Below are 271 nucleotides of genomic sequence, written 5' to 3'. Positions count from 1 at the left end.
GCTCAGGGAATCGACCATGCTGATGCTGATCATCGGCATGTCGCTCCTCTACGCCTACGTGATGAGCTACCTCCACATCTCGCAATCGGCCGCCGCGGCCATCGTGGCGATGCAGCTCTCCAAGTGGGTGCTGCTGGTGACGATCCTGGCCTTTGTGATCCTGCTCGGCTTTTTCCTGCCGCCGGTCTCGATCATCCTGATGACGGCGCCGATCATCCTGCCGCCGCTCAAGGCCGCGGGGTTCGACCTCGTCTGGTTCGGCGTCGTGATG

The 271-nt window shown here is 62.4% G+C and carries 1 protein-coding gene; it reads left to right on the top strand.

Annotated elements, in window-relative coordinates:
- The coding region (locus WDW90_RS39460) for a TRAP transporter large permease subunit (RefSeq protein ID WP_336493039.1) at window positions 1–271 on the top strand (271 nt) is incomplete at both ends.

It is taken from the genome of Methylobacterium nigriterrae (assembly GCF_037106235.1).
Classification (GTDB): domain Bacteria; phylum Pseudomonadota; class Alphaproteobacteria; order Rhizobiales; family Beijerinckiaceae; genus Methylobacterium; species Methylobacterium nigriterrae.
Note: the sequence above shows the minus strand (reverse complement) of the source record. Positions and strands in the feature narration are given on the sequence as shown.